At 53.0% G+C, this 22161-nt stretch carries 17 protein-coding genes and 2 pseudogenes; 9 read left to right on the top strand and 10 right to left on the bottom strand.

The genetic code is table 11. The annotated features are described in order from the left end of the window. Nucleotides 1-512: 512 nt before the first annotated feature. The 3 genes from V0288_RS16195 to V0288_RS16185 are packed head-to-tail and all read right to left on the bottom strand — an operon-like array spanning nucleotide 513 to nucleotide 4113. Nucleotides 513-1754 carry a diaminopimelate decarboxylase family protein gene (locus V0288_RS16195; RefSeq protein ID WP_332866175.1) on the bottom strand — a complete coding sequence of 414 codons (1242 nt, stop codon included), beginning with the start codon at nucleotides 1752-1754 and terminating at the stop codon, nucleotides 513-515. Further along, a complete protein-coding gene (locus V0288_RS16190; RefSeq protein ID WP_332866174.1) occupies nucleotides 1745-3481 on the bottom strand; it encodes an asparagine synthetase B family protein in 1737 nt (578 codons plus the stop codon). The genes V0288_RS16195 and V0288_RS16190 overlap by 10 nt, the downstream gene beginning before the upstream one ends. Before the next feature lie 5 nt (nucleotides 3482-3486). Next, nucleotides 3487-4113: a hypothetical protein gene (locus tag V0288_RS16185; RefSeq protein WP_332866173.1), complete on the bottom strand. Its 627-nt coding sequence runs from the start codon at nucleotides 4111-4113 to the stop codon at nucleotides 3487-3489. Between the two features lie 405 nt (nucleotides 4114-4518). Between V0288_RS16185 and V0288_RS16180 the strand changes: the two genes are divergently transcribed. The 5 genes from V0288_RS16180 (at nucleotide 4519) to V0288_RS16160 (ending at nucleotide 9530) form a co-directional block, all read left to right on the top strand. After that, on the top strand, nucleotides 4519-6072 hold the full coding sequence (locus V0288_RS16180) for a TIGR04222 domain-containing membrane protein (RefSeq protein WP_332866172.1): 1554 nt from the start codon (nucleotides 4519-4521) through the stop codon (nucleotides 6070-6072). Between the two features lie 187 nt (nucleotides 6073-6259). Beyond that, on the top strand, nucleotides 6260-7123 hold the full coding sequence (map, locus tag V0288_RS16175) for a type I methionyl aminopeptidase (RefSeq protein WP_332866171.1): 864 nt from the start codon (nucleotides 6260-6262) through the stop codon (nucleotides 7121-7123). A gap of 220 nt (nucleotides 7124-7343) precedes the next feature. Then, nucleotides 7344-8321 carry an Npun_F2552 family protein gene (locus V0288_RS16170; protein WP_332866170.1) on the top strand — a complete coding sequence of 326 codons (978 nt, stop codon included), beginning with the start codon at nucleotides 7344-7346 and terminating at the stop codon, nucleotides 8319-8321. Nucleotides 8322-8669: 348 nt separating this feature from the next. Further along, nucleotides 8670-8861 carry a TLTLP motif-containing protein gene (locus V0288_RS16165; RefSeq protein ID WP_332866169.1) on the top strand — a complete coding sequence of 64 codons (192 nt, stop codon included), beginning with the start codon at nucleotides 8670-8672 and terminating at the stop codon, nucleotides 8859-8861. 159 nt (nucleotides 8862-9020) lie between these two features. Further along, nucleotides 9021-9530, top strand: a complete 510-nt coding sequence (locus tag V0288_RS16160; protein WP_332866168.1) for an inorganic diphosphatase — start codon at nucleotides 9021-9023, stop codon at nucleotides 9528-9530. Nucleotides 9531-9598: 68 nt separating this feature from the next. Here the strand turns inward: V0288_RS16160 and V0288_RS16155 are convergent, their stop codons facing one another. The 3 genes from V0288_RS16155 to lipA form a co-directional block, all read right to left on the bottom strand. Then, nucleotides 9599-11083 (bottom strand): hypothetical protein, encoded by a 1485-nt coding sequence (locus tag V0288_RS16155; protein WP_332866167.1) that lies wholly within the window; start codon nucleotides 11081-11083, stop codon nucleotides 9599-9601. Nucleotides 11084-11676: 593 nt separating this feature from the next. Then, the gene (locus V0288_RS16150; RefSeq protein WP_332866166.1) at nucleotides 11677-12813 is read right to left on the bottom strand and encodes a class I SAM-dependent methyltransferase; all 1137 of its coding nucleotides are present in this window, start codon (nucleotides 12811-12813) and stop codon (nucleotides 11677-11679) included. A gap of 368 nt (nucleotides 12814-13181) precedes the next feature. Then, a complete protein-coding gene (gene lipA / locus V0288_RS16145; RefSeq protein ID WP_332866165.1) occupies nucleotides 13182-14084 on the bottom strand; it encodes a lipoyl synthase in 903 nt (300 codons plus the stop codon). Between the two features lie 553 nt (nucleotides 14085-14637). On the opposite strand from lipA, the gene V0288_RS16140 reads away from it, so the two are divergent. Further along, on the top strand, nucleotides 14638-14988 hold the full coding sequence (locus V0288_RS16140; protein ID WP_332866164.1) for a hypothetical protein: 351 nt from the start codon (nucleotides 14638-14640) through the stop codon (nucleotides 14986-14988). 254 nt (nucleotides 14989-15242) lie between these two features. Here the strand turns inward: V0288_RS16140 and V0288_RS16135 are convergent, their stop codons facing one another. Then, nucleotides 15243-16349, bottom strand: a complete 1107-nt coding sequence (locus tag V0288_RS16135) for a DegT/DnrJ/EryC1/StrS family aminotransferase (protein WP_332866163.1) — start codon at nucleotides 16347-16349, stop codon at nucleotides 15243-15245. A 197-nt stretch (nucleotides 16350-16546) separates the two neighbouring features. Between V0288_RS16135 and V0288_RS16130 the strand changes: the two genes are divergently transcribed. Beyond that, the gene (locus V0288_RS16130) at nucleotides 16547-17323 is read left to right on the top strand and encodes an ABC transporter permease (protein ID WP_332866162.1); all 777 of its coding nucleotides are present in this window, start codon (nucleotides 16547-16549) and stop codon (nucleotides 17321-17323) included. Nucleotides 17324-17358: 35 nt separating this feature from the next. On the opposite strand, the gene V0288_RS16125 is transcribed toward V0288_RS16130, so the two are convergent. Together V0288_RS16125 and V0288_RS16120 are read right to left on the bottom strand one after the other, a co-directional pair. After that, nucleotides 17359-18375 carry a type I glyceraldehyde-3-phosphate dehydrogenase gene (locus tag V0288_RS16125; protein WP_332866161.1) on the bottom strand — a complete coding sequence of 339 codons (1017 nt, stop codon included), beginning with the start codon at nucleotides 18373-18375 and terminating at the stop codon, nucleotides 17359-17361. Nucleotides 18376-18737: 362 nt separating this feature from the next. Next, complete coding sequence (locus tag V0288_RS16120) at nucleotides 18738-19385, bottom strand: L-threonylcarbamoyladenylate synthase (RefSeq protein ID WP_332866160.1); 648 nt, start codon at nucleotides 19383-19385, stop codon at nucleotides 18738-18740. A 25-nt stretch (nucleotides 19386-19410) separates the two neighbouring features. Between V0288_RS16120 and larC the strand changes: the two are divergent. Further along, nucleotides 19411-20814, top strand: a pseudogene (gene larC, locus V0288_RS16110) (nickel insertion protein); the annotation flags it as partial. Between the two features lie 407 nt (nucleotides 20815-21221). Continuing rightward, a complete protein-coding gene (locus V0288_RS16105; protein ID WP_332866159.1) occupies nucleotides 21222-21806 on the top strand; it encodes a prepilin-type N-terminal cleavage/methylation domain-containing protein in 585 nt (194 codons plus the stop codon). A gap of 108 nt (nucleotides 21807-21914) precedes the next feature. Here V0288_RS16105 and V0288_RS16100 read toward each other — a convergent pair. Further along, nucleotides 21915-22161: pseudogene (locus V0288_RS16100) on the bottom strand (hypothetical protein); the annotation flags it as partial.

Here is a 22161-nt window from a genome sequence, read left to right as displayed (position 1 = left end):
TTAGCGGAATAGGATTGTTAAAAAAGCCATAAAATCGTTCCCAAACCAAAATAAAAATTACGATAACTTGCAAGGCTATAAAAGGTAAAGCACTCGCTCTACTGTAATAAAATTTACGGTTTGATTTCAGAAAAATAGATCGAAATAAGACATAAAAACTGACAACAAAAAGAATTAGTGAGGTTATTTTAGGATGAACAAAAATCGAAGAACTGAAAAACAGTAATCCCCAACAGCCCAATCCAGATAATAGATTAGAGCCTTTCTTTTTTATCCGTCGATCGAGAAAATAGAGAAATTGTTTAGGGGTAAAGTAAAGGGTGTTGTTAACCGAGAGATCCGAGAGCGTTTTCGCGAAAAAGGGATCGGTGCATTTTACCGTTCCCATGCTGGTAGGCTCGAACGCGAAAGGATGACTACAGTTTTTACACCTACCTTGATTTTCCGTTCGCTCTTTCAATTTATTATCCGTACCGCATTGAACACATTTCATAAAACCTCCTAATTTCTAACTATAAACAATTTTCGGAAGGGTTTTCCCCCTGCCAGATCTGATTGGCTACCAACACGCGATAATCCTCGCGGGTACGGATTAAACGATGGCGATTTTCTTCTAATAATACTTCCGCGGGCCGGGGACGGTGTAAAAAATGCGAGGACATGGCGTACCCGTAGGCTCCCACGTCGAGAATCGCGAGAATATCGCCGATCGCTAACCCCGGTAACGAACAATTTCGCCCCAAGTAATCGCGGGAGTAGGTGGTATTCCCGCAGACATCCGTGGGGTGAAAATTCCCGTCAACCGACGGATTCAGCGCGACGATCTCGCGATAGCCCCCGTGTACCGCGGGAACGGAAAGATTCGCCACGGTGGTATCGACTCCCGCGATCTGTCGATCGCCCTGCCATTTCACGGAAACCACCGTAGCCAGCAGTACGGCACAACCGGCGATCGCCGCCCGGCCGGGTTCGATAACCAGATCGAGCGATCGCCCCCGTAACCGTTCCGTCAGTTCCCGTCCGAATTCCTCCCAGTCGAAAGCGATTCCCCCCCGTTGATAGGGATAGCCGAAACCGCCCCCGAAATCGAGGTATTGAAAGTCGGGCAGGCTTTCCGCGATTTTCAGGACGGGATCGATCGAGTCCGTGAATGCCCGCGTCGCGTTCGTTCCCGTTCCCCGGTAGAAATGTAGCCCTCGAATCCGTAATCCGGCTTTCCCGGCGATGGCGATCGCTTCCGGAAACTCCCGCGGTTGAACCCCGATCCGGCTATCCCCGGTGAGAGACGGTTCGTTTAACCGCAATCCGAGATGGATATCGGGTGATTCGGGGAAAGATTCGTAAACCTCACAGAAAGAGCGCAATTGTGCCAGACTATCGAGGTTGAGTGTCCGCACTCCCCAGGCTAAAACTTGGCTCATTTCCGAGCGATCGAGATTACTGCCACTATAAACGATCTCTTCGGGAGAGAATCCGGCTTGCAATCCGAGGTAGATATCGCCCGGCGTGTTGGCGTGGAGTCCCCAGCCGGTCGATCGGATCATCTGTAAGAGCGCGATATTGCCGTTAGTGACGCTGGCGAAACGGAAACGGGTACGGGGATAGGGGATCGATCGCCCGATCCGCGCGAGAGTCCGCCGCAATCGATCGCCGTCGTACACGTACAGGGGCGAACCGTAGCGTTTTAAGAGTTCGTTCGCGAGTTCGATCGAGAGGATGAATTCGGAGCGCGTTTTCGGGAGATTTATCGCCATTGTTTACCGTATTTCCAGAGGGAATGGGGAACGAGCCAGAAAGGATGATTCCAAGAAAGATTGCCCTCCGGTTCTCCGAGAACATTCGATCGCCACAACTCCCAGACGATTAATAACCAGAGAATTTCCCCCACGCGTCGCCCCTGAATCATCCCCCCCAACTCCCCGGAGACGATCCGGACGGCGAGATCGGACTGCCACCGTCCTTCGGCTTTCAGTCTGCCCGGATTTAACCAGATACCCAGCGAACGCCACCATTCCTGTAAACACCACGGCGTGAGGGGAACCCCCATGCCGCGTTTTTCCCGCCAGACGATTTCCGGGGGAAGCCAGGATTCCACGGCCCGTTTGAGGATATATTTCTCCCGCGATCCCTGTAGGAAGAGTTCCCCGGAGAGCGAGAACGTCCATTCCGCGAGATCGGGGTCGCAAAAGGGCGATCGAACCTGTAATCCGTGGGCGAACGCCAGATTGGTGGCCCTGGGTTGGATATTCTGCGCCCCTTTGAGCATTAGGGAAGCGCGACGCAAACGGTGCAGGAGCGAGGGTGTCGGGGCGGAATCGAGGGCGGTTTTCAGCCAGTGACGGGGATCGATCGAGCGGATTTCCTCGAAAACCTCGGGCTGAAATACCCGTTCCTCGTAACCGTACAGCCGGTGAAAGGTGCGGAGATAGTCCTCCTCGAACGATCGATCTCCATCGGGGGACTCGGACTGATAGATCCCGGCCGCGATCATCGGTTTGTTCGTCCACCCCGCGAACAGTTGATCGCCCCCCTCGCCGTTAAAAATTACGCGGGTATCCTGCCGCGCGGCCTGACCGAGTAAAAAGAGGGGAACGGTAACGCCATCGCCGAAGGGCAGATCGAGCGCTCGGATCGCGGGGATCAGGGCGGGGCCGATCTGTTGGGGGGTCGCTTTTACTTTCGTCAGGGGAATTTTTAGGTATTCGGCGACTTTTTCGGCATAGGGGGATTCCGGATTCTCGATCTCGCCGAAATCGAGGGTGTACGCGCGGGTTGTGATGCCCGATCGAACCAGTAGGGCCGCGACGATCGAGGAATCCAATCCCCCGGAGAGAAACACCCCGACCGGTTCATCGGACAGATCGGCGAGTTGACGCTCGATCGACTGTTGTAGCAGGGTTTGTAATTCGGCGATCGCCACCTCCTCGCTCTCGATCGGGTGAGGGTTTTCCCGCCAATCGGTCAACCCCCGCGAGCTAGAAATCAGAAGTTCTTCCGGAAACTCGATTCTCCAACTCTCCTCCCTACCGGCCTCTAAAGCTTGAATCTCCTCGATCGGCGTTAACGGGGTGGGGACGTAGGAAAAACAACTATACCCGTACAGGGCGGCTAGATCCACCGAGGGAGAGCCTAATAACGGCAAGAGCAGTCGTAAACGCGAGGCGAACCAGATCGTCTGTTTCTGTCGCGTCCAGTACAGCGGAACCCGTCCGAAGGCTTGCCGTCCCAGGGTCAAACTATCCTCTCCCACGAGTACCCACGCGTCCGGCGAGGCGCGATCGGACGCGATCCCGCTCGCCGAGAGAGTGACCAGAATTCCCGTCGTGGGAATCCGGGAAACAACCGACCAGGAAACCCCGTTCGCGATTCGGTGGGTCACACTTTCGAGCCGACGCGCCGGGATTTCCGGGAAATCGTACCCCCAATAGCCGATCCATTGTCCGGGAGCGGTCGCGATACCTACCGTAACTTCTTTGTCCATCGTTTTTATCGCACCTCGAAGGTCATCTCGTCCAGACGGCGATCGCCGAGAAATAGCTCGACTTTCCATCGGCCGACGGGCGCGTCCGCTCCGAGGGGATACCGACAGAAAGTGTTCCAGACGGGGGTCGTGATTTCTTTGGTCCGGTAGCGATTTTGATGGACGATCCGCCCGCTCGGATCGCTCCAGTTACAGGACAGCGCGAGTCTCTGTCCCGGTCGCGCGTTCGCTAACGTGACCCGATAGAATAAGACCTCGCCCCCGATCGAGCGCGATACGTCGGTTAGGTTGCCCCCGGTGTCCCGCTCCCCGGTCAGGCGATCGCTTTGAGCGATCACGCGCTCTAGTGTCTGTTGTTGATTCCACGTCAAGAATAGGGCCGAGACCGCGAGGAAGGCGATCGAACCGACCGCGATACCGATTAACCACCGAGAACGCCGTTTTCGCGCCGCTAACGCCTCCCGCCGCCTCGTCTGCACCATCGCCTCCTCTAGTAATTCCGGGGGCAGGTTCAGTTCCCGCAGGATATCCCTAACCTGTTCGGTATCTAATTCCGTTTGCTGTCGTCGGAACAATCGATCCGCTTCGGCCACGACCTTTTCGAGTTGTTCTGGACTGAATCGCTTTTCCATACCTCGCGCCTTTCCGAGACAATACTGAATTCTTGGTTAGGAAACAAACCCTGAAGATATAATTCCCGAAATCTCGATATTTTAGGGGATAGATGCTTGTATTTTCGGTTCGCGTTCCCCGGTTTCCCTCGATCGCTCTCGTTAAACACTCTAGCTCGCCCGCTCTTGCCGTCCGGGGAATCTGTCCGGGCTAGAGGGGCAACTATCTCTACTATGCCGGATCTTCCGGATTTCAGGGTTATCGATGTCTTACGGTTTACAATCGTTGATTTTTGTTCGTCCCGTCTCTCGCCTCGCGTAAAACGGGCGACAGGTTCCGTATATACAGATCGGGAAGCTTACCGTCCGGGGACGATCCGGCCGTCAGCTTACCGAATCCCTATATCGAACCCGCGAGGTACGACGATGAATCCTAATTTCGACCGGATGACTCCCGCCGAAGTGGAGCTATACGAGAGGATACAATCTTTCTCGCCCGATCGACCGGGCGATCGTTTCCCTTTTAGTAAACGTCTGGCTAAAGAAAACGGCTGGTCTCCCGAATACACGGAACGCGCGATCGGGGAGTACAAGAAATTCACCTTTTTAGCGATGGTCGCGGGGCATATCGTTTCCCCGTCCGAACAGGTCGATCGGGTCTGGCATTTACATTTAACCTATACCCGTTCCTATTGGGAAGAATTCTGTCGCGATGTTTTACAACAACCGTTACACCACGAACCCACCCGCGGCGGCGAATCGGAACGGGTTAAATTTCACGATCTCTACGATCGAACCCTAGAAAGTTACGAGCGTTTCTTCGGCGAGGTTCCCCCCCCCGATATCTGGCCGCCCGCGAAAATCCGCTTCGGGAAAGATTTACATTTTGTCTGGATTAACACGCGAGAAAATTGGATTTTACCGAAAATAGACTGGCTATCTTTCGGGAAAGTAAAACGAAAAAAGATCAAATTTATTTTTGTTTTACTACTCATTTCTATGATGATTATTAGTGGTCATAGTAGCGCGGGAACTCTCCATCTTATCGACTTTACCGGCCAGCCATTTTCTCCTCCCCAGCTTCCGCCACGGACAACAGCGGAAACTCTCGACCCGATCGATTTTACCGGCCCGCGATTCTTATTTTTTTATAGTTTGATTTCCCTCTTCGGCCTGGGGATCGCCTATTGGTCGCGTAGATCTCTTTGTTCGACCAACAACGGGAATCCACCCCCCGAAAACTTAACCCCCTACGAAATCGCCTACTTGGCGGGGGGGAAATCACGGGTGAGAACTACGGCGATCGCCAGTCTACTACAACAGGGATTCGCGGAAATTGTAGACGATCCTTCCTCGAATCCTCCGAAAGCGATCGGCATCAAAAAAGAAGTAGATCTTAATTCTATCACCGATCCGATCGAAAAAGAAGTCGCCCAAAAAATTTCCCGTGGCGACGAAATAAACGCCTTGCTATTCTACGCGAGACTAAATCTCGAATACAAACTCAAAGAACGACTGCAACAGCTAGGACTACTATTAACAGAACAGCGAGCGGCAAAAGCCCATATTTACCCCGCCATGATTCTGATTTTTCTGCTCGGATTGGGGGTTCTAAAAATTCTCGTGGGATTGTCTCGTGGAAGTCCCGTGCTTTTTCTGATTTTCCTGTGTTTCGGTCTCTTATATCTTAGTGGTCAACTATTCCAGAAACCCAGTGTAAGTGTTTCTGGAGAGCGATTTTTAGCCGAGTTTAGGAATCGTCAGTATTCAAGTTTGAAAACCGCGAACAAAGATGATCCCGAACTGCTGTTGTCCATCGCCATGTTCGGAACCGGCGTTTTAGTCTGGAAAGACTGCTGGCCGGAATTGTACCGCGTACTCTATCCGAGCGTTAGCCGTCCGAATAGTAACGATGGTGGTGGCGGTTGTGGCGGTGGCGGTTGTGGTTGTGGCGGTTGTGGTGGCTGTGGTTGTGGGTAACGATCCGGTTACAGCCTTTCTCGCAAAGGTGAAGTACAGACAAACCCTTGCTACTAAAGGATTCTAGCTCCCAAAACGTACCTCATTTATCTGAGAAAGGCTGTAAATTGTTTCTCTTGGGTTTAGGGTGATAGAGCTTCAACTGGAAGAGATGCTACCTTAAAGTAGGAGCTACAATAATTTTTACATGAATATCCTGACCGATCTCCTGTTTCCCGAACCCAAAAACTCTACTCCCGCGCCGAAAAAAGAACAAATCGGTCTACCCCGTCCGAAAAAAAGCCGTCGGGGTATCGAGACCAAATCCCCGGAAGAGATCGCCATCATGCGCCAGGCGGGAAAAATCGTCGCCACGGTACTGAAGGAAATCGCCGAGATCGTTGAACCCGGTATGACCACCGCGGATATCGACGCGCGCGCGGAGAAACGGATTCGGGAAATGGGCGCTACCCCCAGTTTTAAAGGCTATTACGGCTTTCCGGGGTCGATCTGCGCCTCGATCGATAACGAGGTCGTTCACGGCATCCCTAGCCCGAAAAAACGTATTAAAGCGGGATCGCTGTTGAAAGTGGACACGGGAGCCTATTTTAACGGCTATCACGGCGATTCCTGCATCACCATCGCCGTCGGCAAGGTTTCCCCGAAAGCGTGGAAACTGCTCCGCGCCGCGGAAGAAGCGTTATATAAAGGCATCGAACAGGTAAAGCCGGGAAATTCCCTTCTCGACATCGCCGGGGCGATCGAGGATCATGTGAGAGCGAACGGATTCCGGGTCGTGGAAGATTTTACCGGTCACGGGGTCGGCCGCAATCTCCACGAGGAACCCGCGGTGTTTAACTTCCGCACCAAAGAGCTACCGAATGTCAAACTACGCGCCGGGATGACGCTGGCGATCGAACCCATCCTCAACGCCGGATCGAAACACACGAAAACCCTACGCGATCGTTGGACGGTGGTGACGATGGATAACGCGCTTTCCGCCCAATTCGAGCATACCGTACTCGTTACCGAGACCGGATACGAGATTTTAACCGATCGCTCGAAATTGTAAAGCGGGAGGCAGGAGGCAGGAGTCAGGAGGCAGGAGGCAGGAGGCAGGAGGCAGGAGTCAGGAGGCAGGAGTCAGGAGGATAGAGTTTCTATATAAATTTCTCTTCCCTATCTCCCCATCTCCCCATCTCCGCATCTCCCCACCCTGAACGGCAGTTAAGGTTATGATCGTTTCAACCAGTTGAATCATTTCCCGCTAACCTTGCCGAAAGCTTCTAAATATGTCTACTGTCAGCCTGATTCGCGCGGATTCTTACGAATTCAATTCTCTAACCGCCTCTTTAGAAACGGTACTCGCTCCCATAGGGGGTATCGGTAAATTTGTCAAGCCAGGCGATCGAGTTCTTTTAAAACCGAACCTATTAACCGGCAGTCGTCCCGATAAGGAATGCGTTACCCGTCCCGAATTCGTCCACGCGGTGGCGCGTCTGGTACTCGACGCGGGGGGAAAACCCTTTATGGGAGATAGTCCCGCTTTCGGTAGCGCGCGCGGGGTGGCGAAAGCGAGCGGATATCTACCCTTTCTGGAAGAATTAAACATCCCGATCGTCGAATTTCACGGCAAACGCTATCAAACCGTCAGCGAGAGTTTCGATCACCTGCGGCTGTGCAAGGAAGCGATGGACGCGGACGTGGTGATCAACCTGCCGAAAGTGAAATCCCACGTTCAGTTAACCATGACGCTGGGTGTTAAGAATCTTTTCGGTTGCGTGCCGGGGAAAATGAAAGCCTGGTGGCACATGGAAGCGGGTAAGGACGCGAATCGCTTCGGGGAGATGCTGGTGGAGACCGCGAAAGCCATTAGCCCCGATTTAACGATTATAGACGGGATTATCGGTCACGAGGGCAACGGGCCGAGTGGGGGGGAACCCCGGCAATTAGGGATTCTCGGCGCTTCGGCTGACGTTTTCGCCCTCGATCGAGCTATGATCGAGGTACTGGGAGTCGAACCGTCGAGAGTTCCGACGATCGCCGCCCAAGCGCGTTTAGGGTACGGAAAGGATCTGGACTCGATCGAGTTTCCCGGAGCGCGCCCGTCGGAATTACGGGTCGCGGATTGGCGATTACCCGATAACCTCGTGCCGATCGACTTCGGTTTACCCCGCGTGATCCGCTCTACCTTCAAACATCTCTACATTAAAGTGATTCAAGAGCGAATGGCCGCTTATTCGGGAAAAGCCCGCGTTTCGGTTAAATAGGCTACATTTAAACCCCCGTATCTATCGTAAGCTCGAAAGTAAGACATAAAGTCAATATCACCCTCCGATTGCAATGAAAAGATGTTTGGAACGCTTAGGAAATAAGCCTTTCAGACATTTTTTTTATGTCCCGCGCCGGAGGATCGGTAGAACGCTCGGCGACACTTGTAAGCCGCTCGATCGGGGAGCTTTCCCTCTCAATCCCCGTTTGCCGCTCGATTTCCCGATCGATGAAGAAAAGTATAGACGCGAACTCTTTTCGGAAAATGGGTAGAATAGAATTAGTAACTAAGATAGGATTGGTATTTTCCTATCGCTATCATCTGTCGAGTTCAACACGACCCCTTTATGGAATCCAGTAGCCCGTCAGGGAAGACCTCGGAGCCTCCTAGTCATAGGTGGGCCAATATTGTCGGAACGGCGATCGCCATCCTGACCCTAACGTTACCCCTGATCGCGATCGGGTACAATCCCGCGCCGAGAAATCTCGAACCCCTCAGCGATAACGCGTCCTATTCCCTATCGAGGCCGAACAATTGATGTAGACAACCTGTTACCACGGGAATTTTACCACCTCCGCCGATCCCGCTCCCTAGTAAAATTTGGATCGGAGTGAATACAGAGTGCTTTTTAGCCTCATTTCTCCACGCCTTTAGAATCCCGCTAGAGGCGTTACTGTTTTGTATATGGAGAGTTTTCGTGGATTTATCGCGTATTCCAGCCCAACCCAAACCCGGCCTGATCAACGTTCTCGTGGAGATTCCCGCCGGGAGTAAAAATAAGTACGAGTTCGACAAGGACATGAACGCGTTCGCGCTCGATCGGGTTCTCTACTCGTCGGTTCAGTATCCCTACGATTACGGTTTCGTTCCCAATACCCTCGCGGATGACGGCGATCCCCTCGACGGGATGGTGTTGATGGATCAGCCCACTTTCCCCGGATGCGTGATCGCGGCGCGGCCGATCGGGATGTTGGAGATGGTGGACGGGGGCGATCGGGACGAGAAAATCCTCTGCGTCCCCGCGAAAGATCCCCGTTACGCGGAGGTGAAATCGCTGAAGGATGTTTCCCCCCACCGTCTCGAAGAGATCGCCGAGTTTTTCAAAACCTACAAGAACCTGGAAAAGAAAGTGACGGAAATCCTCGGTTGGAAGGACGTGGACACGGTAGCGGCACTGGTGGAAAAGTGCATCGCGGCGTATAAGTAAGGCAATTCGGGGATGTGTCGGTAATACATCCCCCCTCGGTTAAAAATGACGGATCTCTCCCGGAAATATTACGGAGAGGGATCTTTCACTTCTAACACGATCTTTCTAATTTCGGCTTCGAGATAGCCGGTTCCACTAACTTCCTGAAAATTTTGAATATTTTTAGCCCGATTAAAAAAATTTGGCTGATGTTGAAGAATGACTCGAATATATTGTTCTATACATTGCCTCTCCAAAAACATCATCTCTAGAGAAAACAGAGAAAATATAGGAGACTCGTGTTCTTCAACGGGATGATTATTTCGATCCATAAAAATTTTTTGTCTCGCGAGTGCCGTTAAAATTTCCTGGATTTTACTCTTGGATATCCCCTCTCGATTCATTAACTTTTCATATAATACATCCCTGATTTCTTTTCGAGTTAAGGGTTGTGGAGACCTGGAAAAAAGTTCGATCAGTTCTTGTAATACGATCGATCGACAATCGGGGGAAGGACGGACATTACATTGTCGGAGTATTGCCGAAATGGTTTTGGGAGGGTTCGATCGAGTATCGATCGCGACGCTATCCATCTCGCTCTCTTCGTTCTTCTCCGATATGTCTCCGTTACTCTCGCTCGTTAAATCGGGAAAACAAGAACGGAGCGCGTCTAAAACATTATGCTGATCGACAAAAGTGAAATTCCAGAGTTGACCTAATTCGACCGATTGATCGTCGGCGATATTGTAAATTACTAAAATCGAGTTTTCCTTGCCGGTCTGTAATTTTTTTTGATGGCGGGAATAGTTATTTAAAATATTGTTATTCGTGAAGTTCTGCCCGGATTTACATTCTATCCAAACGGGACAATCGTTAATTAGAAACAAAAAATCCAACTCGAATATATCGCCATTGCTAAATTTTAACTCGGGGTTCGCGAGGCATTGATATTCAATTTGCTTTTCTTCAAGATATTGGATTATTTTGTGATGAATGTACCGTTCTAACCATCCCCCGGTTAAGAAATTTCGGATAGTACCATTTTCGGGTGGAGTGATTCGGATCGTCCGATTATTTTTATCATAAGAATAAGAGTTTAAAAAAGAGCGATCTTTCAAAAAGCGGACAAAATCCAAGCATAGAGCCAGATCTTTCTGTGATTTACCGGAACAATTTAAGTATCGAGTTGTATTTTGAGTGATCCCGATTTTTAACTGTCTATAAAGACTGTCGAAAGTCGGATTCTTCGTATTCTCTCCTAATTGCCACGCGACCCGATCCCATACTTCATCGCTCGGTTCGGGTTGGCGCGACTTGAGAACTTGAATATTGAGGCTATTCAGCCAATCGATCGTTCGCTCCCCTTGAGGATTGGTGGCCGGCGAGATCTTCGGTCGCTCGGGAAGCCGAACCGGAGAAATCGGTGGCGATTCGAGCGATCGAACGGGGGGACGCGACGTGTTTTCGCTCGATCGAACGGGGGGAAACGATGGTTCTTCCGGGGAGGGGACTTTCTCTCTCCTACTATCTCCCGTCTCCCGTTCGGATAGGGATTTACGCTTTCGGGAATCCATCACCAAGGTTCCCGTCGCGACTCCCCCCAAAAAACCATTGAGTACGCCAATAAGGCTTCCTCGAAAGAAGATGAAAGAACTAGAGATGCTAACCCCTAAAACGATTACGCTCGCGAGCGTTCGATTGTTGAAAAATTCCGCCATGATGAAAGCCTCTGACTGGACCGGGTAACCAGATTTTTTGTTTTAACCGGATCGGGATCTCGCGTTAGGTCACAAGATCATTTCGCTTATAATACCCGAATCCGCTGAAAAAGTAACCGGAAACGCGATCGTTTAATTTTTTGTAAGATCCGCTCTCTCGAAGTCACGGACGATCTTTCAAGGCCGAGTGCGATTATTATCGGAATTCCCGTAAGGGTACAACGCGGGGACAGCGGGTTGTCAACGGGGGGATCGGGACGATCCGGGCCACCTCATTGTAATCCCGATCGGTCGGGTTTCACGGGTTGGGTATTCTTGTCGATCGCCGTCGGGGAGAGTCCCCGTTTTCGGGGGTCGATCGAGAGCTAGATCCGATAATTACTCTTATCGGTATTAGCCTGGAACCCGCAAAACCTCTAGCCTCCCGTCGATCGAGATCCGATCGCCCCTTACCCTTCCCGCAATCCTCGCAAAACCCGATCCGGGACTCTCTTACCCTGGATCATCACCCCGAATCCTCCCAAACCCGTCGGATCGATCAGTTGGTGTAACGCGTCGCGACGCCGGAAAACGGTGGCGATATCCACCTTCGGGCTAGAGAGATCCAGCAATCGATCGCCCAATCCCAACGCCATTAAAAACATCCCCTGTCGCGTGAAACCTAACCGCGATAAACCGACTTTTTCCCCCTGACGTTCTAGGGCGGTAAAATCGATATGAGTCGTGATATCTTGTTGCCCGATATAGAGATAGGGATTCTCGTGTCGCTTGTGTTGGAAATAACACTGTAACGTCCCGCGATATCTTTGCGGGTGATAGTATTTCTCCGCGGGATAACCGTAATCGATCGATACCAGATACCCCCGATCGATCTTCGCGCTCACCGTTTCCAACCATCGTAAAGCCCCGAGATTCACCTCCGTCCGATACCCCTCCGGGTACGCGTCAGAAGGAATCTTAACCCCCACCAACTCGAAATACGCTCGGATATCGTCGGTGGATAATTCCCCCACCACTTCCTCGAAAGTTTCCCCGTTCGCGGTGACATAGATTTCCCGTAACTCCCCGGATTGAATCACCACTTGATGCACGGGAAACGCGTCGATTAACTCGTTACTAAAAATACAGCCCTCGATCGAGTCCAGTTCCTCCCACGTCTTCCAGCACACTTTGTCGATTATGTCAACACACTCGCGTAAGGTTTCCCGCTGTCGATCGATCAATCCCGGAGACTGTTCGACGATGATATAGCGGAGGTTCTCGTAAAAGCCCGCGTGTTGCCGACGGAGGTAGTCGAGAATATCGCGCGCGAGAACCCCCGAACCCGCGCCCACCTCCACCAGCGTGAACGATCGCGCGTCGAGAATTTCCGCCATCTCGACGAATTGTTCCGCCAGCAATTCCCCGAAATCCGTCCCGAGAGACGAGGAGGTGAAAAAATCCCCTCGCGCGCCGATTTCCACGGTTCCAGAGGTGTAATAGCCGTGATCCGGGTGATACAGGGCGAGATCCATGAACCGCTCGAAGGTTATCCGCTTTTTCGGGGAAGTTTCAAGTTCCTCCCGTATCACCTTTTCTAATTCCATCAGACCTCTCGGGATAATTTGATAAAACGGTTAAAAACTCAGGAGTCAGGAGACAGGAGTCAGGAGTCAGGAGACAGGAGGAATAATCAAGAACGCGATCTTTAAAAATCCCCCCAAAGCTTAGACGCTCGAAAAAGAAGGATGTCAGAAGTCTCATCGAAAAGCCGGGAGAGTTGAGAATTCGAGAAGATCGATCGGGTTTTAGCCGGAAACCGAGGAAAAAGTTTTCGGGGTACAAGCTTCCCTCTAAAAATCCGCCTCCTGTCTCCTGCCTTCTGTCTCCTCTGACATCACCGATCCTACCTTTTTCCTCCCGACTCCTGTCTCCTGACTCCTGTCTCCTGTCTCCTGACTCCTGACTCCCCGATCTATTCCTCTTCCCCCGCGTGGTAGGAACTCCGCACCAGGGGGCCCGATCGAACGTGGGAGAAACCCATCTCGCGGGCGATCGCTCCCAAGCGATCGAACTCTTCGGGAGTCCAATATTTCTGGACGGGTAGATGTTCGTGGGAGGGACGCATATACTGGCCGATCGTCAGTCGATCGCAATCGATCGCCCGTAAATCCGCCATCGTCTCGATAATCTCCGCTTCCGTCTCGCCGTGTCCCACCATGATTCCCGATTTCGTCGGGATACTCGCGTCGAATTCCTTCACCAGACGGAGGACATCGAGGGAGCGATCGTACTTCGCGCCCCGTCTCACCCGATCCTGTAAACGTCTCACCGTCTCGATATTATGATTGAAACAGGCCGGCCGGGCGTTCACCACCGTCGCTACCCTCTCCCGTTGGCTTTCCCGTCCCCCCTTACCGCTCCAGAAATCGGGGGTTAAAACTTCGATCTCCGTTTCCGGGTTACTCTCGCGGATCGCGTCCATCGTCCGCGCGAACCATCCCGCGCCCCCGTCCGCTAGATCGTCCCTCGCCACGGAAGTCAGCACGACATAGCGTAAATTTAAAAGTGTTACCGCCTCCGCCACCTTGCGCGGTTCGTCCGGATCGAGAGGCATGGGAGCGTGTCCCTTATCCACCTGACAGAAACCGCAGGCGCGGGTACAAGTCGGCCCCATCAACAAAAAAGTCGCCGTCCCCCGCGCGTAGCATTCTCCCCGGTTGGGACATCTCCCCTCCTCGCAGATCGTGTGAATATTTCTCTGCTTGATAATCCGTTGAACGGTGGATAGTTCGCTCGCTTTACCGATCGAGCGTCGTAACCAGGGAGGTAGGGAGGTAATTTCCTCCCGCCAGCTTTGGGGGATAGTATCGGGCATAGCGCGTCGGCATTTCTAGAAAGTGAGTCGATTATACCGCGGGAGCCGGCCGGGGTGTTTCCTTTGTCCCGAGCCATATCTTTCGCGTTCGTTCCTCCCGATGAGTTCGAGCGATTAATTCTTCTTGGCAGAAGTGGCGAGATGTAGGAACCGGGGCAAAAACAGACAGACCGTTGCGTTGAAAAGAATGATGCTGAAAATTTCTAATTGACTCATTTCCATAGTAAGGTAGCCTCGATCGATAAAAGTTCTCCCTACCGTTCATTATGGAGAAGAAAGCCGAGCGTGAACCGTCTCCGTCGTTTGAATAACTTGTGAGGGTGATAAGTTTTCTTTAACGGGAGGGAGGCGCTCGGGGCGGCGATCCCGCGTTTACAGCCTTTTTCTCGGAGATAGGGGAAAGTTTTCGGCGCTTGGCTCGGCCTCGCGGACGATCGAGAAATACCGTTCATTCCCCGCGCGTCCGATCGATCCCGCTCGCGCTCTTAACAATTTCTCAAAACAGGAGAAAATAGAGATAGACCCGTTCGAGATCGGTACTCCCGTCGCCCCGATGAATACTTCTCTTCCTCCCGACGATCGCTTTCCCCGTCTGACTTCCCTCGATCGCCGCCTACACGAACAACTTCAGGAGGCGCTCGATCGAACCTTTCACGACTCCTGTAGTCCGATTCTCCTCTCTCTGCTCGCCCCCTGTAAATGGCATTTCGCGATCGGTGCCAGTAGCCTCGATTTCGTCCTCCACTGTCCCACCGACGACGCGTACTGGCAGATTATCGGCGATATCGAAACGGTCGCCCGACAATTGGCCGAAATTACCGGCAACGGGGCGAGAATTTGCATTTTCCCCCCCGATCATCGCGGCGTTTCTCTACAGGTTTCCGTCCACGAACTGTTAGGCTAGATCTCGATCCTATCGGGCGATCGATTAGACCTCCCGCCAGAGTGATTATATACAGTCAAATTCAACTAGAAAATTACGATTTCAAGAATATTTAGCGAAAAATAAACTCTTTATACGTTTATTCTCTTTTAAATTCTCCTTTCTCCCCCTGACTCCCATTCTTGACCAAAGGAAGAGTACGAAATCAGCGAACTTCCTGACTCCTGACTCCTGACTCCTGTCCCGACGAGAGATTTTTGAGTTTCGCGGGAGATCTATTCCAGACAATCTTTTAAAGCGAGCGTCACCTGTTGCTGTTCTTCCAGCGTTAAATCGGGGAACATGGGCAGGGATAACACTTTTTCGGCCGCGAGTTCGGAGACGGGAAACTGTCCTTTTCGGTAGCCGAGAGATTGATAGACCGGCTGTAAATGCAGGGGGATCGGATAGTAAACCATCGAGATCGCGTCTCGTTCCAGCAGTCCTTCCCGCACTCGATCGCGATTTTCCACGAGGATCGTGTATTGGTTCCAAACGTGTTTCCCCCCGACTAACGCGGAAGGTAAGGTAATATTCGGTAAAGGTTGTAAAAGTTCGTCATAGCGTCGCGCCACTTCCGCGCGTCGATCGTTCCAGAGATCGAGATATTTCAGTTTAATCTGTAAGATCGCCGCCTGTATCGCGTCTAAGCGACTATTCACCCCGATCGCCTCGTGAACGTAGCGGACTTTACTACCGTGTTCTTTAATCATCCGGATCAGGGCCGCGAGTTCCGGGTTATTCGTGGCGATCGCCCCCCCGTCGCCGCAACCGCCGAGATTTTTGGTCGGGAAAAAGCTAAAACAACCGATATCGCCGATAGAGCCGACTTTTTGACCGTCCCACTCCGCCCCGGTCGCCTGGGCGCAATCCTCGATCACGAAGAGACCGCGCGATCGGGCGATTTCCATAACCGCGGACATATTGACAGATTGACCGAAAAGGTGTACGGGAACGATCGCTTTCGTGTTCGCGGTGATCGCCGCCTCGATTTTCGTCACGTCGAGGTTGAAGGTGTCGAGGTCGATATCGACGAAAACGGGAGTCGCCCCCACCATCGTGATCGTTTCCGCGGTGGCGATGAAGGTGAAGGGGGAGGTGATCACCTCGTCGCCGGGCCCGATACCGAGGGCGCGTAGGGCGAGATACAGGGCATCGGTTCCCGAGTTACAGGAGACACAATCGCTCGTTCCGTGATAACGGGCGAACTGACGCTCGAACTCGCTCACCGTCTCGCCACCGATATAACGCCCCGAACCGAGAACATCGAGAACGGCGATGCCCACTTCCTCGCTGATGGTTCGGTATTGACGGGCTAGATCGACAGGGGGGATTTTACTCACGCGTTTTCACTCGAAAAATTTATACTGGGGAGACGGAAAGCGGCAGGAGAACGCGGGCGATCGGGCCGGGAAAGTTCGCTTTCGGTTTGAACCGATCCTCGTACTCCTCGTAAATTTCAGAATAGACGGACTGAATAACGATTATATTTGTTTCTCGCGCCGGATTTTTAAGCGATCGCTCTATCTCGGATTTTTTTATGAATGGACCGGTGGAATTAGATTTCGGGGATTTGGGTTGGGCGTTGGGCATGATCGGGATGTGCGCGGTGCTGTCGCGACTTTCCCGGCTGGATCTGGAGGGACAGTTCCTGCTGGCCGCGGGTCGATCAATCCTCCAGTTACTCGTCGTCGGTTATATTCTGGCGATCGTTTTCGAGTTAGATAACCCTCTCGCCGTGTTGGGGATTGTCGGCGTGATGATGGCGATCGCCGCCGTTGTCGCCAAGAATCGGATCGATCGACGAGATAAGGGCTTATTTCCCCTCGTTTTCGGGTCTTTACTCGTGAGTAGTACCCTAACGCTCGGTTACACGATCGCCCTGATCGTCCAACCGGAACGATGGTACTCGCCGCAATACCTGATCCCGCTGACGGGGATGGTACTGGGGAACGCCATGAATAGCGCGTCCCTCGCGGGGGAGAGATTGACCGGATCGATCGAGCGGAATCATCTCGAAATCGAGACCCGTCTCTGTCTGGGGGCCGATCCGCGCCAGTCGATCGAGACCTACCGACGGGAGGCGATCCGGGCGAGTCTGATCCCCACCCTCAATCAGATGATGGTGGTGGGTTTAGTCAGTTTGCCGGGGATGTTCACCGGGCAGGTACTGGCCGGGATCGACCCCTTAAACGCCGCCTCTTACCAGATCCTGATCCTGTTCGCGATCGCCCTCGCTAACCTGCTGACCGCGCTCTTTGTCACCGAGGGAGTGTATCGACGCTTTTTTAACGCGAATTGGCAGTTAAAAAAATAGAGACGCGGTTTCCCACGTCTCTATCCGTCAATCTCTTAGGCTTTCCACTTCTTGGCGACAACTTCCGCGAGGTCAACCACGCGCTGGGAGTAACCCCACTCGTTATCGTACCAGGCGATCACTTTCACCATATCGCCGCCCATCACCATCGTCAGGCTGGCATCGACGATCGAGGAAGCGTCGGTCCCGCGGTAGTCGGAGGAAACGAGGGGTAACTCGTTGTATTCGAGAATCCCTTTCAGCTTGTTTTCCGCCGCTTCTTTGAGGACTTCGTTCACCTGTTCGGCGATCGTGTTTTTCTCCACCTGCGCCACCAGATCCACGACGGAAACGTTGGGGGTCGGCACGCGCAGGGCGATCCCGTTGAGTTTTCCTTTCATTTCGGGGATGACGAGGGCGACCGCTTTCGCCGCGCCGGTGGAGGTGGGAACGATATTCACGGCCGCGGCGCGGGCGCGACGGAGATCCCGGTGGCTGGCATCGAGAATCCGCTGGTCCCCGGTGTAGCTGTGGGTGGTGGTCATCGTGCCTTTGATGATGCCGAAATTCTCGTGAATCACTTTCACCACGGGGGCGAGACAGTTGGTGGTACAACTGGCGTTGCTGATCACGTTATATTTATCGTGTTCGTACTCGTCCGCGTTTACGCCCACCACGTAGGTTCCCACGCCGGAACCTTTTCCGGGGGCGGTGATGAGAACTTTTTTCGCGCCGGCGGCGATGTGCTTGGACGCGCCTTCTTCATCGACGAAAACCCCGGTCGATTCGATCACGAGATCGACACCCCATTCCGCCCAGGGGAGGTTGAGGGGATTGCGATCGGAGTAACACTTGATCGTTTTTCCGTTGACGGTTAGGGAATTTTCGTCCGCTTCGATCGTGGCGTTTAATTTGCCGAGCATCGAATCGTATTTCAGTAGGTGAGCGTTACTTCTGGGATCGGATGTGTCATTGATCCCCACCACTTCTAACTGGCTATCGGTACGCCCTAACCAACATCTCAAGAAATTACGTCCGATCCGTCCGAACCCGTTGATCGCTACTCTAATCACTGCGTCTTGCCCTCTACGTTTCTGCAATAGATTAAAAAATTATTAATGACCCCAATCATACCGTAAAGGTTGACATTCGCGATCCCCGCGCGGAAGATTTCTTTTTCGAGATCCGGGAATCCGGGGATCGGTAGAGAGAGGGACGCGCGAGACGAATTAATCGCGCGAGAATTCGCGCGAAAAATAGATAGAGGGAAATAAAAATTGAAATAACGAAAATATTTTTTATATTTCCGTTATTATTCTAAAATTTAGGTAAATATTATTTTCGATCGTCGATCGGGAGCGGAAAAGACGGAGCGATCGCCCGGATTCCGGTTTCTCGGTGGGAACCGCCTCGCGATCGCCCACCCTACACCGACTCACGACACCAACCAGGGTTGTAACTCCTCCCATCCCAATCCCTCGCGAACGATATCGGGTTCATCGGTGGTCAGATCGACGATCGTCGAGACCTTATCCCCCGGATCGCGGCCGTTCTCGACGATAATATCGACCACTTTATCGAGCGCGTCGAATAATCGGGCGCTTTCGAGGCCGATCGTCGGGAAATCACCCTCTTCATCGGGAAGGTGCGCGGAAGTGGAGATAATCGGATTTTCCAGCGTTTCGACGAGCGCGTGGCAGATCTCGTGATCGGGAACGCGAATCCCCGTGGTTTTCCGTTTCGGGTTCATCACCAGTTTGGGGACTAATTTCGTGGCCGGCAGGAGGAAGGTATAGGGGCCGGGAATGAGACGCTTCATGATCTTGTAGGCCCTATCGGTTACGACCGCGTACTCGGAAATATTCGACAGGGAGGAACAGAGAAACGTCAACGGTTTATCATTGGATAATCGCTTGATCTGCCGTACCCGCTCGACCGCGGATTTGACGTTGAGATCGCAACCGATCGCGTAGACCGTATCGGTGGGATACAGCATGATCGCCCCGTTTTTGAGGGAGTGACAGATTTCCTGGATCGATCGCTGTTGGGGATTTTCGGGATGGAGAGAGTAAAAGGTAGCCATGATGGGATAACCGTAGCCTATTGGGATTGTCCGACGGGGATCGCGGGGGATATGTGTTTGGGCGCGCTCGTGGATCTAGGAGTCCCGCTAGAATACCTGAGCGAGCGGTTAAAGTCTTTGGGGATCGCGTCGGAGTACGAACTGCGCTCGGAAAAAGTCCATCGACGCGGGCAGATAGCCACGAAAGTACACGTCGATCTAACGCGAGAAGAGAAACCGGAGCATCATCACCATTCCCATCATACTCCCGCCCGGAGTCAGGAGTCAGGAGCCGGGAGCCGGGAGTCAGGAGGGGAGCACTCCCGCCCGGAGTCAGGAGTCAGGAGCCGGGAGCCGGGAGTCAGGAGGGGAGCGGGATCACCATTCCCATCATACTCCCGCCCGGAATCAGGAGTCAGGAGCCGGGAGCCGGGAGTCAGGAGGGGAGCATCATCACCATTCCCATCATACTCCCGCCCGTCATCTCCCCACCATCCGATCTCTCATTCAAAAGGCGGATCTACCCCCGCGGGCGAGAGAATGGAGTTTACAGATTTTCGATCGACTGGCGATCGCCGAGGGAGCGGTTCACGGGATCGCCCCGGAAAAGGTACATTTTCACGAGGTCGGCGCGACGGACGCGATCGTGGATATCGTCGGCACCTGTCTCGGACTCGATTGGTTAGGAGTGGAGGAATTCTACTGTTCCCCGTTACCGACGGGAAGCGGTACGGTCAAGGCCGCCCACGGACGTTTACCCGTCCCCGTCCCCGCGGTGGTGAAACTCTGGGAGAGTCGGCAGGTCCCGATCTATAGTAACGGTATCGAGGGGGAACTGGTCACGCCCACGGGAGCGGCGATCGCCACCACTCTCACGCTCGGTTTCGGCGCGCCCCCGGCCATGCGGTTGGAGAAAATCGGCCTCGGCGCGGGAACGAAAGATTTTCCGATTCCCAATATTCTCCGGCTCTGGTTGGGGAAAAAGGAGGTGGAAAATCGGGAGAATATCGAGACAATCGGCATTTTAGAAACGCAGATCGACGATCTCGAACCGCGGGCGATCGCGTATCTGTTAGAAAATCTCCTGGCCGCGGGCGCGCTGGACGTTTTCACCCAAGCCATCACCCTGAAAAAATCCCGCTCGGGTATTTTAGTAACCGTCCTCTGTCCCGTGGAGTTAATGGTTACTTGTGAAACACTGATTTTCCGGGAAACGACCACCTTCGGCATCCGACGGAGAGTACAGGAGCGATCGATCCTCCAACGGGAGATCCGGACGGTAGAAACGCCCCACGGTACGGTGCGGGTGAAAATCGGCTATCGGGATTCGATCGAGCGACCCTTCACTGTTCAGCCCGAATACGAGGATTGCGCCTCGATCGCCCGCAAAACGGATCTACCCTGGCGCGAGATCCATCAGATGGCGCTGGACGCGTGGAGAGCGGGGACGTAAACGGTGATACACTATGCGTCCCGTATTGATGACACTCGATCGAGAAATTTCTAACTAAAGATAGGTGATGGGAAAAGTTGTGACCTTCGATCGATGGCTTCCCGCGCGGGGGAAAAGTATCGTGTCCCGACGTTCGGCACGAGGGGAGAAAAAACGGTAAGCGTTACGGGGTAAGTTTTTCGGCGAGCGGGGGAGGGGGATAGTCGAGCGCCGGCCGCCGGGATGGGGAGAGCGTCTCGGACTCTCGATCGGGCGATCTTTTGTTAGGGGAGGATAACAAAAACGGGGGGATTCGATCGAGAGATCCCCCGCTAGAGGGAGGGGAATGGGGAAAAAGCTGTGACTTTCGAGCGAGAGATCCGGTGCTAGAGTCGGAAAAAGTCTAGAAGCCTCTTCCGATCGAGATGTTCTCTATCGCCTCCTACCGACAGTATCGGCGTTTTTCTCCCCGCGGGGTGAAGGGTTCCGAATCGGGAGTCACTTTATTAGAGTTATTAATTACCCTCGTTCTATTGGGAATTCTCTTGGCGATCGGATTATCGATACTCTTGCGTTTGATGGCGTGGACGCGATTGAATATCGCCGCGTCCGAACTGGCGGCGCACTGGAGAACCACCCGTTATCAGGCGATGGGGGAGGGAACGAATCCCTGGACGTTATGTATGGAGGAGATCGATAACGAACAGCTCCGGCACGCCAGGATTCAAGGGAGTAATTGTGAGGACGTGACGGATTGGCAGTTATTAACCCGCGGGGTCAGTATCGATGAAGATAATTCCACATTACGCAAGGGAACCGGGGTGGCGGGAAATAATGGCAAGATTTATCGGGTGAGTTGGGCGGACACGCGGGGCGGTTTAGGAGGGTCTTGGGGACAGTTAGGCCGGCTCACCCTGATCGCGCCGGGGACACCGGAAAAAAAATGTTTATTTCTGTTCGATACGGACGGGAGTTGGAATATTCGCGAGGACACGCGATGCGATCGGTAGACATCCGCGCGGAATTCAAAAATTGTCGTATGGTCAGGGAGTCAGGAGTCGGGAGAAGTAATGAAGAATATTATCGCTAAAAACGAATTGTGCAAGAGGTCTGTTAATTTAAAACGGAATATCCTCATCATCTTCTAGAGTTTCCATAATTTCAGATACATCGGGCCGTCCCCGGACGATCGGGGTATTGGCGGTCGTTTTTTCCGCTTTCACCTCTTTCGGGTGTGTTTCCGCCGCGTTCTGTCCCATATTGACGATCTCGCCCTCGAAAAACTTGGCGAAACTTTGCGCCGCTTTCAAGAGTTCGCTATCGGCGATTTCTTCCGTTTCCTCGATCGGAGTGACGGCCGGGGGA

Origin of the sequence: Pannus brasiliensis CCIBt3594 (assembly GCF_036688125.1) — a bacterium.
Lineage (GTDB): Bacteria > Cyanobacteriota > Cyanobacteriia > Cyanobacteriales > Microcystaceae > Pannus > Pannus brasiliensis.
The sequence above is the reverse complement of the archived record's forward strand: the minus strand, read 5'-3'. Positions and strand labels throughout refer to the sequence as shown.

Bases quoted from the DNA above. Each gene is read 5' to 3' on its own strand.
- V0288_RS16150 (WP_332866166.1), bottom strand. From the start codon at position 12,813: ATGGAATTAGAAAAGGTGATACGGGAGGAACTTGAAACTTCCCCGAAA.
- map (WP_332866171.1), top strand. From the start codon at position 6,260: ATGAATATCCTGACCGATCTCCTGTTTCCCGAACCCAAAAACTCTACT.
- V0288_RS16185 (WP_332866173.1), bottom strand. From the start codon at position 4,113: ATGGAAAAGCGATTCAGTCCAGAACAACTCGAAAAGGTCGTGGCCGAA.
- V0288_RS16180 (WP_332866172.1), top strand. From the start codon at position 4,519: ATGAATCCTAATTTCGACCGGATGACTCCCGCCGAAGTGGAGCTATAC.
- V0288_RS16140 (WP_332866164.1), top strand. From the start codon at position 14,638: ATGAATACTTCTCTTCCTCCCGACGATCGCTTTCCCCGTCTGACTTCC.
- V0288_RS16155 (WP_332866167.1), bottom strand. From the start codon at position 11,083: ATGGATTCCCGAAAGCGTAAATCCCTATCCGAACGGGAGACGGGAGAT.
- V0288_RS16165 (WP_332866169.1), top strand. From the start codon at position 8,670: ATGGAATCCAGTAGCCCGTCAGGGAAGACCTCGGAGCCTCCTAGTCAT.
- lipA (WP_332866165.1), bottom strand. From the start codon at position 14,084: ATGCCCGATACTATCCCCCAAAGCTGGCGGGAGGAAATTACCTCCCTA.
- V0288_RS16170 (WP_332866170.1), top strand. From the start codon at position 7,344: ATGTCTACTGTCAGCCTGATTCGCGCGGATTCTTACGAATTCAATTCT.
- V0288_RS16120 (WP_332866160.1), bottom strand. From the start codon at position 19,385: ATGGCTACCTTTTACTCTCTCCATCCCGAAAATCCCCAACAGCGATCG.
- V0288_RS16190 (WP_332866174.1), bottom strand. From the start codon at position 3,481: ATGGACAAAGAAGTTACGGTAGGTATCGCGACCGCTCCCGGACAATGG.
- V0288_RS16195 (WP_332866175.1), bottom strand. From the start codon at position 1,754: ATGGCGATAAATCTCCCGAAAACGCGCTCCGAATTCATCCTCTCGATC.
- V0288_RS16130 (WP_332866162.1), top strand. From the start codon at position 16,547: ATGAATGGACCGGTGGAATTAGATTTCGGGGATTTGGGTTGGGCGTTG.
- V0288_RS16105 (WP_332866159.1), top strand. From the start codon at position 21,222: ATGTTCTCTATCGCCTCCTACCGACAGTATCGGCGTTTTTCTCCCCGC.